We start from the raw sequence: 10428 nt of genomic DNA, 5'->3' as shown, positions 1-10428 counted from the left end.
AAAGAAGACGCTATTTGTGCACTGAATGCACATGGCATCACGATTTCGAGCTCATCTGGCTTCGGTAAGCCAGCGGTGTGCAATGTTGATGCTCTCTAAACTGACGTTGGAAATGAGCCGGCGACACGAAACCGCAGTCCATCGCGATCTGGCTCACGGTGAGGTCGGTCCCGACCAGCAGCAGGCATGCGCGGGCGATTCGCAGGTCATTCACATACTGCGGCACGCTGCGTCCTGTGCCGCGCTTGAACAGGCGGCTGAAGGCGCTTCTGCCAAGCCCCACCATGACGGCGAGTTCTTCCACATAGATGGGCTCCGGCAGGTGAGCCTCGATGTAGTCACAGACGACACCGAGGCGGTCTCCGGATCCTGGTCTTGGCAGAGGCATCGCGGCTGATGAGATCTCATTCACCTCCTCGGAGTTGGCCAGAAGATCCAGCAACTGCAGCAGGAGGATGACCCGCTTCATGCCCTGGGTCCGCGGCATGTCATGCATGATGCGCGCGGCGGTCAGCCGCGTGATGCCATGCACCTCCAGCCCTTGGGCGGCCCGCTCGAACAGGCGCTGCACCGGCTTCATTGAGGAGCGGTGCAACCAGTCCTCCTGGCCGGGAAGGCGTGGCAGGAACTGCACCACGATGGCCTCCACCTCGTCAGACGCCGCATGATCCGCCGTGGCCTGGTTCCGGTAGTCGTGCGGCACGTTCGCACCGAGGAACACCAGGTCCCCGGGTGTGATGGGTGTGATCCGGTTGCCCACCAGCCGCTCCGTGCCGCCCTTCACCACCAGCGTGATCTCGCATTCGGGATGATGATGCCATTCACAGCCGAAATCCGGCCCGCGCACGATGCCGCATGCCACCAGTTCAGTGGTCGCGATGGGCGGGGGCTTTTCGACAATGCGTATCATCGTCTTTGCTCTGGACTCGACCCGACGGGTTGCTGGCCCTTGCGCCGCTCATTCAGGCTGCGAAGAGAGAGGGGGGTGCCGGACCGCTGTGCGAATCCAGCATGGGCGCGAAGGCGCGGGCCGGGCCGGTCAGAAGGTGCGAGGGAACAGGTCGTTCATTGGAGGTGTTTTGGGGGTGACTGCCGGAACCGCAACATGCGTGCCACCACTCAGATGCCGCATCGCACTCGTCATATCAGGACACGCATGTGCGATTTTTGTATCAGACCACGACAAAAGGCGCGCATGCGGCGCCTCCATCACGCGGCCGCCGCCTGCTTCCGGCCGTTCAGAAGCCAGCCAAGCCAGGTGCGTCGGACACAGCACTCGTAGGACAGCAATGAAGCCGCCGTGGTGACCAGCACCACGAAACCGAATTTCATCCAGCAATTGATGTTCCAGGGGGCCGTGACGCCATGAAGCCAGAGAACCAACGGCAGGTGCACGAGATAACACCAGTAGGACGAGTTCGAGAGATGACGGATCAGTGGCCGATGGCAGTTCGCATGACGCATGAACCAGGCCGTCATCGCAAAAACGGTGGCCCATGCGAACAGTGATGCCGCCAGCAAGGTGAACACCTTGAACGCGATGAACCAAGGATCATCGGGAGCTGGCCGCATGAGCAGCGCGAGGCCGAACGCAGGGAAAGACAGAAGACTGAGCGACAGGTGCCCCTTGAATCCGGCAGAGAGTCTTTCCAGCGCCCCTGGGCGACGGTGCAGCCACCAGCCGAGGACAAAAAACAGTCCGTAGTAACTGACCGCGTGGACCGGCAGCCAGAAGCTCGCACCTTTGGCCAGCACCTGGCCGGGCGCCGGACTCGGCCACATCAAAAGCACCGTCGCTGGCAGTAGAGCCCACAGACGCCAGGGATGCGCCACCAGCCAGTCAAAGGCCGCATCCAGCCGGTGACACCGGCTGCGGGACGGTGCGGGGTATCTTGTCCACACGCAGACTGCGGCACCAGCCTGGAGGATGATCAGCATCTCCAGAAACCAGAGATGGCCCGGCGTGCTGAACAGGCCCAGCCAGTCCGAAGTCGTGCTGGGAAACGCCCATCTCTGCGCATTCGCCCCCCAGCTCCAGATCAAGTTTGAGACCGGAACGAGCGTGACCAGGCTGAGGGCGAACGGTGCGCCGATCCGCTGTCCCCGCTGCCACAGGAAGCCTTTCAAGCTCATACGTCCCATCAGCATTCGGCCAAAGAATCCGGCCAGGAGGAAGAACATCTGCATGCGAAAGCCTTCGCCGGCCGCGACCATCGCATCGAAGCCGAAACTGGTGCTCCGGTCCTGGATCATCCACCGCAGCGGGGTGACGGTGAAGGCCAGCGCTGAGTGGTGCGTGATGCCCATGAACATGATGGCCGCCCGGAGGTTGTCCAAGGCGTGGATGCGATCGGTAGGCGATGACATACGAGGCTTCAGCAGAGGCGTTCACTCACTCCACGCCTTCAAACCGGTCACCGGCAGCAGCGCATCGGCCGCCGCACGCCACTCGGCTGTGCCAGCCTTCTTGAACAGATCGTAGATCAGCTTCGTGCTGTGCGGTTCGACGACGGAGTGCGGCTTGTTCCGCCACAGGCCGAAACGAACACCTCCCTCGTGCGCATGATCGACATGACGATGGTAGATGAAGGCGTCAATCGTCGGCAGCGTCAGCACTTTCTCCCAGGCGTAGGCAAACGCGGCCGCCTGGAGCTTTTCACCATCGGGCGTCAGCAGCGTGTGAAAGCCCTGCTCGCTCAGGATGATGCGTCGCGGCTTGCCGGCAAAGAGCAGTTCGGGCTTTTCGAGGTGCTTTGGCAGCACGTCGAGGTTCTTGAAGGTCACTTTCACCGTGCTGTCATCGTGCGTCACGTTCGGATCCGCCCAGGCACGTGGATTGCCCAGGTTCTCCGGGTAGGGATGCCAGGCGATGTTCCAGTCGAAGTCGCCTCGCTCGCGGGCCAGACGCGCGAAGGTGTCGAGGAAGTCGCGTCCTGGCACCGCTTCCTGCGCGCTGACATTGTGCATGCCGATGCTCCAGTGATGATCGAAGGACAAATACACCCGCGCCTGCTGCGAATGCCGGCGAATCGCCTGCTGCGCCTGCCGCACTGCCTTTTCATACTCTGAAGCGGCCGTTTCGAGTGGCGCGAGGCCCAGGTTGTTCCAGAGGAAGTGCGAATTGGCCTCGTTGCCGATGATCCAGCCCCACACACGGCCATGCTCCGGGTGAGCACCGCTCCAACGCTCCGCCAGCATGCCGATCACCGCGGAAAAGAAGCCGTTCGTTGTGTTCGGCGCACCCACGGTGAACTTGAGATCCTTCCGGTGCGCCTGATGCAGCGTCACCGCGTTGATCGCCGGATTCTTCGACGGATAAGCGATGATGATCAGGTAAACGACCACGCCTGCATCCGAGAGGGGTTTGATCTGCTGGTCGAGCGACGCGAGGTAGTTCTCATTCCACACGAACTCGCCTTTGGCGGGCTGTGACTTCGGTGAATACAGCGCCGTGATGTTTACATTGATCGTCGCATGATGAATCCCCAGTGCCAGCGCATCATCCGTCATCTGCACCTGGATGCCCTTCACATTCGGCGGCTTGGGAAATGGGTCGGCGTTTTGAGCACTGGCAATCGTGGCAAGGATGAGGCAGGAGAGGAAAAGTCGAAGCATGAGCGAGAACGAGCCCATCCTACCCACGCCCGCCTCGGAGCAACCACAACCTGCCTGCGACCGCTGCGGCAAGCCGGGCGCGTCGAAGTTTGGCGACGAGTTCATCTGCGATGACTGCTACGTGGCGTGTGGATCGTGTTGTGCAGGTGAGGAGCTGTAAGGCATGACTTTGGCCGTTGCCATTCCGGCCTGCGGTGGCGATACTCCGGCTATCATGCAGCACCGCCACCTCCAGTCTCAGGAGTTCACGCCCGCCGCCGTGGATGACATCATCCGCCGTGGAGGCTGGCGTGATTGGGTGGCGTTGCGGCGTGCGGCGCATCGCGATGCAGAGGTGAGGGAGCGAATCCGCCGCGTGTGTGGCAGTCTCACCCGCGAGCCGCGTCAGGAAAACGCCCAGCGCCTGAGCTTTTGGAACAAATATGTCCAGCGACTCTCTGCCACCGTGGGATGAAGTGCTCTCCGCCGCCACGCGGTTGCAGCAGATCGTGCCGCATGCCGTGCTTGTGGGCGGGACGGCTGCCGCTGTGCATGCACAGCATCGCTTTTCGCGTGATGCGGACCATGTCATTCCGGATTTGCGGCAGCGCTTCGATGAAGTCCTGGCGGATCTCGAGTCCGTGGCAGGCTGGCTCACGGCGCGGGTGAACCGACCGGTGCTCATCCTCGGCAGCCTGGATGGCATCGAGACGGGCATCCGCCAGCTTATTCGCGAGGCACCGCTGGAGACGCAGGAGATCGCGGTGGCTGGAGACACGCTGTGCCTGCCCACACCGGCGGAAATGCTGCGCATCAAGGCCGTGCTCATCTTGCGTCGCAACGCCACCCGCGACTATGTGGACCTCGTGGCGATGGCTGTTCATCTCGGCCTGCCAGCGGCGGTGGAGGCGCTGCGCTCCTTTGACGCGCTCTATCCCCAACCCGGCGGCGAATCGCCTCTGCAACAGCTCGCCATCCAGCTCGCCACGCCCCAGCCCTTCGATCTGGAAGGAACGAATCTTGCCGAATACAAGAACCTCGCGCCACGCTGGCATGATTGGAACGCCGTCGCCGCCGTATGCATGGAACTAGCGGCGCGCGTGCTGGATGAGATTCTCGATTCACGGGAGTAATGGAAGCCGTGGATCAATTCAACCTGCCTGTGAATGCTGCGGCAGGCCGGGCGCGTCGAAATTCGGAGACGAGACCATCTGCGATGACTGCTATGTGACCTGTGGGTCGTGTTGTGCGGGGGGAGGGGAACGATGATCTGACTTGAAGTTGAGGTTGGAACAAAGCCTCTTCAAATTTCTTCCAGTTCGTCTTATAATGAGATCATGAAGTATTCGCAGTTCATCATGCTTGCCGTGCTGGTTCTTGGTGCCACAGCGCTGAACTGCTGGCTGTTTACTTCCATACGAGAGCCTGAAGAGCCACAGGTGGTTGCTGTTGAGAATGCTTCCACGCTATCACCATCAGGCAGGCGATTGCTGCTGCCTCCAAAGGGATCCAAGACATTGCTTTACGATGAGGCTGATTTTGACAAAGCCTTGGTTGAAGCGCAGAAGGGCGACATGGAGTACATGCTTGGCTTGATTGAATGGTATTCGAGGCATGGACAAAGTGATCTCGCTGATCAGTGGATGAATCGCCATGCTGAGGAGCGCAAGGCGCGTGGACTGCCGTGTTCTATCGACAGTTTGCCGCCAATCATGCACGGCGACACTCCGGTGCCAACACTGACGAAGCCGGTGCGTGGACAATAACAGGTTGAGCCAACTTGTGAGCAACATGTGCTGAGACTTCGCCCACTCCACTCGTAGTATCACACGATGTCTCTCCATTCCTTCTTCCAGCCTCACAGCGTCGCCTTGATCGGAGCCACCGAGCGGGAGGGCAGCGTCGGGCGGGCCATTTGGGAGAATCTGCGGTTGTTCAGCGGCAAGGTCTTTCCGGTGAACGTGAAGCGGTCGGAGGTTTTCGGTGTGAAGGCGTTCCCAAACATCGCCGCGCTGCCGGAGGTGCCGGATCTGGTGATGGTGGTGACTCCGGCGGCAACCGTGCCGCAAATTGTCGAAGATGCCGGTGTGGCGGGTGTGAAAGCGGTGGTCGTGATCTCGGCTGGATTCAAGGAAACCGGCGCACAGGGCTCAGATCTGGAAAAACAGACACTGGAGGCGGCGAAACGGCATGGCGTGCGGTTGATCGGGCCGAATTGTCTCGGTCTGATGAATCCGCACACGGGTTTGAACGCCACCTTTGCCAGCAGCATGGCTCGTCCTGGGCGCGTGGCCTTCCTGAGCCAGAGCGGGGCGCTTTGCACGGCCATCCTCGATTGGAGCCACGACCAGCATGTCGGCTTCAGTGCGTTCGTTTCGACCGGAGCGATGGCGGACGTGGGCTGGGGCGATTTGATCCGGCATTTTGGCAACGATCCGCACACGCAGAGCATCGTGATGTACATGGAATCGGTCGGTGGGGATGCGACGGCGTTTCTCGAAGCCGCTCGTGAGGTGGCGGCGCACAAACCGATCGTGGTGATCAAGGTCGGCCGCACGGCGGAGGCCTCGAAGGCTGCGGCGTCTCACACGGGCGCGATGACGGGCAGCGATGCGGTGCTGGATGCGGCTCTGCGGCAAAGCGGCGTGCTGCGTGTGGACACCATTGAGGAGCTTTTCGACATGGCGGAGGTGCTGGCGAAGCAGCCGCTTCCGGTCGGGCCCCGTCTGGCGATTGTCACGAATGCGGGCGGCCCTGGAGCGCTCGCGACGGATGCGCTCGTGCTCGGCGGTGGCGAGGTGGCACCGCTTTCCGACGAGACGCTTGATGCCTTGGACGAGGTGTTGCCGGAATCGTGGAGCCATCACAATCCGGTGGATGTGCTGGGAGACGCGGACGCGGCCCGTTTTGCCACCGCGCTGCGTGTGGCGAAGAATGACGCGATTGTGGACGGTGTGCTGGCCATTCTGACGCCGCAGGCCATGACAAATCCCACCGCCACGGCCCGGGAACTGGTGAATGTCGTGAAGGAGAACGGCAAGCCGCTGCTGGCGAGCTGGATGGGCGCCCAGAGTGTGAATGAAGGCCGCGGCATCCTGAATGCGGCCGGTGTTCCCACGTATGATTATCCAGACGAGGCCGCGCTGGCCTTCGTGCGCATGCGCGAGCACCGGTTGAGGTTGCTATGGCTGAGCGAAACCCGCGAGGCGCATGCCGAGCACGAAGGCGAGGAACTGCCGGTGGTGGGCGACATGATCGATGCCGTGCTGAAGAGCGGCCGCACGCTGTTGACGGAGCTGGAGGCGAAACAACTGCTGCAAGTCGCCGGCATTCCCATTGTCGAAACCCGTGCGGCTTACGACGAGGATGCTGCCGTCTCGGCTGCGGAGGCGATCGGATTTCCTGTCGTGGTCAAACTGCTGTCCGCCACCATCACGCATAAGAGCGACTGCGGCGGCGTGATGCTCGATCTGCGGGATGCGAATGCTGTGCGTCAGGCGTGGCGGACGATTCGCTCGAATGTGGCTGCCAAACACGACGTCGCGGCATTTGAGGGCGTGACGGTGCAGCGGATGATCACGGGGCAGGGCACCGAGTTGATCCTCGGAGCCAGCACCGACCCTCAATTCGGCCCGGTGCTGCTGGTTGGGGCCGGTGGCACGCTGGTGGAGGTGCTGCAGGACCGTGCGCTGGCCCTGCCGCCGCTGAATCGTGCCCTGGCACGCCGCTGGATCGAGCAGACGAAGATTTTCAAGGTGCTGAAAGGTGTGCGCGGCCGTCCACCTGCCGACCTTGCGGCACTGGAGGAGGCGCTGGTCCGCTTCGCACGTCTGGTGCATCAGGAACGGCGCATCGTGGAGCTGGACATCAACCCGCTGCTCACCTCGGCCGAAGGTGTTGTGGCGCTGGACGCACGGGTCGTGGTGCGTCAGTAGGCCCGCTCGCCAGAGCGGGTTGGGCGGGTGTTTGCGTCCGTGGTTTCGCGTTCTGGTGAACGCGCCTACGCGCTTGATTTGCCATTTGCGCGAGGGGTTTCGGGCGATAGGATGGCGGCCTCGAACCTCCATGAAAACCGCTCCGATTTTTCTCTGCGCCGCCGCCTTCATCCTCGCCTCCGTTTCCTGTGACAAGCACTCTTTCGAGGAAACCAAGGTGTTGCATGAAGGCATGCACAAGGCCCACGGTGAAGGTCATGGCGACTCCCATGCCGATCCTCACGCGAAAGAGGAGAAGCACGAGGCGAAAAAGGAGCATTGATCCTGCGCATGCGCCGCTGGCCGGTCATCGGTTTGATCGCACTGGTGACCACCGCGACCAGTTGTGTGTTGCTGCGGACCTGCTGGGCACGTCTCGCGCCCGCGATTGCCTCGAAAGGTGGACGTGAGTTGCATATTCGCCTCCCTGACAGCGGCAAGACGCTGCTGCAGAAGGACAAACGCTGGGCGAACGACCAACTCGGCCCATCCGACTGCACCTTGGGCAGTCACGGCTGCCTCGTGACGAGTGTGGCGATGGCCTGCTCGGATCTCGGTGTCAAACTGACGCCGAAGGAACTGAATGAACGTTTGAAGAAGGCCGACGGCTTTCTGCCCCAAGGCTGGGTGGTCTGGAACGCCATCCCTAAAGTGACCGATCACTGCCTGACGGCCGAATACCACCCAGTCACGAAGCATTCGCTCCTGGACGACGCCCTGGAACGCGGCGCGTATCCCGTCGTGAAGTATTTCCTCATCGGCGGCATCCAGCACTGGTGCGTGATTGTCGGCAAGGAAGGCCATGAATACCTCGCGCGTGATCCGCTGCGTGATGACACGAAACCGGTGAAGCTCAGCGAACTGACGGCGAAGATCTACGCGGTACGGGTGATCAAGAAGGTGAAGTGAGTAGATTTCATGGCGGAAGATGCCGGTCTTCCAAGGAGTGAGCCAACACTGCTGCCAGAGGATCACCAGGGCTGCGGATTCGGTTCGGCTTCACGTCAGCCCTTCGTGAAGCATGGACGCCTATCTCCTGCGTGCCCTACGGGCACCAGCGCGGTCGCGGTCTGTCAATGCTTCCTTCCAGGCCTCCCTGCTTGAAGGCCACCGCTGTCGCGGTGGCTCCATCTTATCAGGGAAGGACCCAATGTAGAGACAAGCGCTGACCTCCGAGTCCGCAGTGGATCGTCAGTGGAAGACGTGAATGGATGTGGTCTGCGCCACTGAAAGCACGGGGTCGGCGGTGTGGTGGAGGCGATTGCAAAAGTGGAGCGAAAGCTCTTGGCGGAGTGCTGCGGGCTCGGAGGCCCGCGCTCCAGTTGCTTCACCCCAGCTTCCAGCCCTCACGCGGAGTGCGGCTCAGGAAGCGGTTCGCGGCTTCGTTGTTGGTGATGCGCATGGCCTTGGCATCCCACACGATTTTGCCACCGGCACGATGCGCCACGTTGCCGAGGTGATTGGCCTCGGTGAGCGGTCCGGCGTAGCTGAAGGGGCTGCCGGTCGGGGTGCCGTTCTTGATCGCAGCGAGGAATTCGGCGTGATGGCCGGGTGAATCGGCGATGAAGGGTTTGGGACGCTGGAAGTCTTTGAAGTCCGCCTCCGGCAGCAGCACGTGCTTGCCGTAATCGGAGAGCAGCATGCCTTTGTCACCGACGAAGAGAACGCCGCTGCTCCACTTGCTGATGTAGGGATCGTTCTTCCACACATCCGGCTTGGACGCACCCTGATGCCAGTGGACCTTGCACGCGGGCATGTCGCCACGCGGTCCGTATTCATAAACGGCATGCATGGAGGCGGGCGCGATCTCAGGATGCGGCTCCGGTCCGAAGGCCTCGACACTGAGCGGCGCGTCGAGCTTCAGCGCCCAGAAGGGCAGGTCATTCCAGTGGCTGCCGAGGTCGGACATGGTGCCGTTGCCGAAGTCCCACCAGCGATACCACTTGGGACCGGGGAAATAGACGCTGCTGTAAGGCCGCATCGGTGCCGGGCCGATCCACAGGTCCCAATCGAGAAACGGCGGCGGCGTTTCTGCCAGCGTGGGGCGTTCGGTCACGTGGATGATGTCGCCATTCTTCTCCGCGTCCTCCTTGCTCTGCAAACCCCAGGCACGTGAGACGCAGACATGCGCCTCGGTCACTTTGCCGATGGCACCGCTTTGGATCAGCTCGACGACGCGGCGATAATTCGGCATGCCGTGGATCTGCGTGCCCATCTGGGTGACGACACCAGCCTCGGCGGCGGCCTTCGTGATGAGACGGGCCTCGGCGACGTTGTGGGTGAGCGGCTTTTCGCAATACACGTGCTTCTTCATCAGCAGGGCCGGCAGCGTGGCGTAGGCGTGCGTGTGCTCGGTGGTGCTGACGATCACCGCGTCGATCTCCGAGGCGCTCATCTTGTCGTAGAGCTGGCGGAAATCGCGGAACTTCTTCGCGCCTTTGAACGCCTCGGCGGCACGGTCGAGGTTTTCACCGTTCACATCGCACAACGCGACGACGTTTTCGCGTGGTTCGACCGGAGGCGGCGGCTGCACGGCCGCGTCGGGCTGCTTTGGGTTCTTTTTGGCTGCCACCTTCGGGTTGTAAAGCGTGACTCCGGTCAGCTCCTTGATGTTGCCCGTGGCGCGACCGCCCACGCCGATGAAGACGAGGTTCAACTTCGCATTGGGCGAACGCGCACTGACAATGGCAGGAAAACCGAACGCGGCGGCGGCTGTGGCGCTGCGGGCGATGAATTGACGGCGGGACGAAACAGGCTGGTTGGCGCTCATGGTCCAACTAGAACGCGCCTCGGAGGCCGTGTTTCATGTTTCAGGTTCAAAGTTTCAAGATCGGCTGCCCGCCTACCTCGAACCTGAAAC

Annotated in this window: 11 protein-coding genes; 7 read left to right on the top strand and 4 right to left on the bottom strand. The window is 61.8% G+C overall.

Going from position 1 to position 10428, the window contains the following annotated elements:
- Positions 1 to 37: 37 nt before the first annotated feature.
- The 3 genes from IAE77_RS04750 to IAE77_RS04740 form a co-directional block, all read right to left on the bottom strand.
- Positions 38 to 910 (bottom strand): AraC family transcriptional regulator, encoded by an 873-nt coding sequence (locus tag IAE77_RS04750; RefSeq protein WP_294222611.1) that lies wholly within the window; start codon positions 908 to 910, stop codon positions 38 to 40.
- 299 nt (positions 911 to 1209) lie between these two features.
- Positions 1210 to 2367: an acyltransferase family protein gene (locus IAE77_RS04745; RefSeq protein ID WP_294222608.1), complete on the bottom strand. Its 1158-nt coding sequence runs from the start codon at positions 2365 to 2367 to the stop codon at positions 1210 to 1212.
- Positions 2368 to 2388: 21 nt separating this feature from the next.
- Complete coding sequence (locus IAE77_RS04740) at positions 2389 to 3615, bottom strand: DUF5722 domain-containing protein (protein WP_294222605.1); 1227 nt, start codon at positions 3613 to 3615, stop codon at positions 2389 to 2391.
- On the opposite strand from IAE77_RS04740, the gene IAE77_RS04735 reads away from it, so the two are divergent.
- The 7 genes from IAE77_RS04735 to IAE77_RS04705 all read left to right on the top strand — a co-directional run bounded on the left by IAE77_RS04735 (position 3614) and on the right by IAE77_RS04705 (position 8477).
- Entirely contained in the window at positions 3614 to 3775 is a 162-nt protein-coding gene (locus tag IAE77_RS04735) for a hypothetical protein (protein ID WP_294222602.1), read from the top strand. The two genes, IAE77_RS04740 and IAE77_RS04735, sit on opposite strands and share 2 nt — an antisense overlap.
- A 3-nt stretch (positions 3776 to 3778) precedes the next feature.
- Positions 3779 to 4069 carry a hypothetical protein gene (locus IAE77_RS04730; protein ID WP_294222599.1) on the top strand — a complete coding sequence of 97 codons (291 nt, stop codon included), beginning with the start codon at positions 3779 to 3781 and terminating at the stop codon, positions 4067 to 4069.
- Positions 4038 to 4727, top strand: coding sequence for a nucleotidyl transferase AbiEii/AbiGii toxin family protein (locus IAE77_RS04725; RefSeq protein ID WP_294222596.1), 690 nt, complete (start codon positions 4038 to 4040; stop codon positions 4725 to 4727). Before IAE77_RS04730 ends, IAE77_RS04725 begins: the two co-directional genes overlap by 32 nt.
- A gap of 204 nt (positions 4728 to 4931) precedes the next feature.
- On the top strand, positions 4932 to 5360 hold the full coding sequence (locus IAE77_RS04720) for a hypothetical protein (RefSeq protein WP_294222593.1): 429 nt from the start codon (positions 4932 to 4934) through the stop codon (positions 5358 to 5360).
- Positions 5361 to 5426: 66 nt separating this feature from the next.
- Complete coding sequence (locus tag IAE77_RS04715; RefSeq protein ID WP_294222590.1) at positions 5427 to 7529, top strand: acetate--CoA ligase family protein; 2103 nt, start codon at positions 5427 to 5429, stop codon at positions 7527 to 7529.
- A gap of 130 nt (positions 7530 to 7659) precedes the next feature.
- Positions 7660 to 7851 carry a hypothetical protein gene (locus IAE77_RS04710; RefSeq protein WP_294222587.1) on the top strand — a complete coding sequence of 64 codons (192 nt, stop codon included), beginning with the start codon at positions 7660 to 7662 and terminating at the stop codon, positions 7849 to 7851.
- 8 nt (positions 7852 to 7859) lie between these two features.
- Entirely contained in the window at positions 7860 to 8477 is a 618-nt protein-coding gene (locus IAE77_RS04705) for a hypothetical protein (RefSeq protein ID WP_294222585.1), read from the top strand.
- Positions 8478 to 8895: 418 nt separating this feature from the next.
- On the opposite strand, the gene IAE77_RS04700 is transcribed toward IAE77_RS04705, so the two are convergent.
- Positions 8896 to 10338 carry a Gfo/Idh/MocA family oxidoreductase gene (locus tag IAE77_RS04700; protein ID WP_294222582.1) on the bottom strand — a complete coding sequence of 481 codons (1443 nt, stop codon included), beginning with the start codon at positions 10336 to 10338 and terminating at the stop codon, positions 8896 to 8898.
- Between the last annotated feature and the right edge of the window lie 90 nt (positions 10339 to 10428).

The organism is Prosthecobacter sp., assembly GCF_014879935.1.
GTDB lineage: Bacteria > Verrucomicrobiota > Verrucomicrobiia > Verrucomicrobiales > Verrucomicrobiaceae > Prosthecobacter.
Note: the sequence above shows the minus strand (reverse complement) of the source record. Positions and strands in the feature narration are given on the sequence as shown.

Bases quoted from the DNA above. Each gene is read 5' to 3' on its own strand.
- IAE77_RS04750 (WP_294222611.1), bottom strand. From the start codon at position 910: ATGATACGCATTGTCGAAAAGCCCCCGCCCATCGCGACCACTGAACTG.
- IAE77_RS04745 (WP_294222608.1), bottom strand. From the start codon at position 2,367: ATGTCATCGCCTACCGATCGCATCCACGCCTTGGACAACCTCCGGGCG.
- IAE77_RS04735 (WP_294222602.1), top strand. From the start codon at position 3,614: ATGAGCGAGAACGAGCCCATCCTACCCACGCCCGCCTCGGAGCAACCA.
- IAE77_RS04740 (WP_294222605.1), bottom strand. From the start codon at position 3,615: ATGCTTCGACTTTTCCTCTCCTGCCTCATCCTTGCCACGATTGCCAGT.
- IAE77_RS04730 (WP_294222599.1), top strand. From the start codon at position 3,779: ATGACTTTGGCCGTTGCCATTCCGGCCTGCGGTGGCGATACTCCGGCT.
- IAE77_RS04725 (WP_294222596.1), top strand. From the start codon at position 4,038: ATGTCCAGCGACTCTCTGCCACCGTGGGATGAAGTGCTCTCCGCCGCC.
- IAE77_RS04720 (WP_294222593.1), top strand. From the start codon at position 4,932: ATGAAGTATTCGCAGTTCATCATGCTTGCCGTGCTGGTTCTTGGTGCC.
- IAE77_RS04715 (WP_294222590.1), top strand. From the start codon at position 5,427: ATGTCTCTCCATTCCTTCTTCCAGCCTCACAGCGTCGCCTTGATCGGA.
- IAE77_RS04710 (WP_294222587.1), top strand. From the start codon at position 7,660: ATGAAAACCGCTCCGATTTTTCTCTGCGCCGCCGCCTTCATCCTCGCC.
- IAE77_RS04705 (WP_294222585.1), top strand. From the start codon at position 7,860: ATGCGCCGCTGGCCGGTCATCGGTTTGATCGCACTGGTGACCACCGCG.
- IAE77_RS04700 (WP_294222582.1), bottom strand. From the start codon at position 10,338: ATGAGCGCCAACCAGCCTGTTTCGTCCCGCCGTCAATTCATCGCCCGC.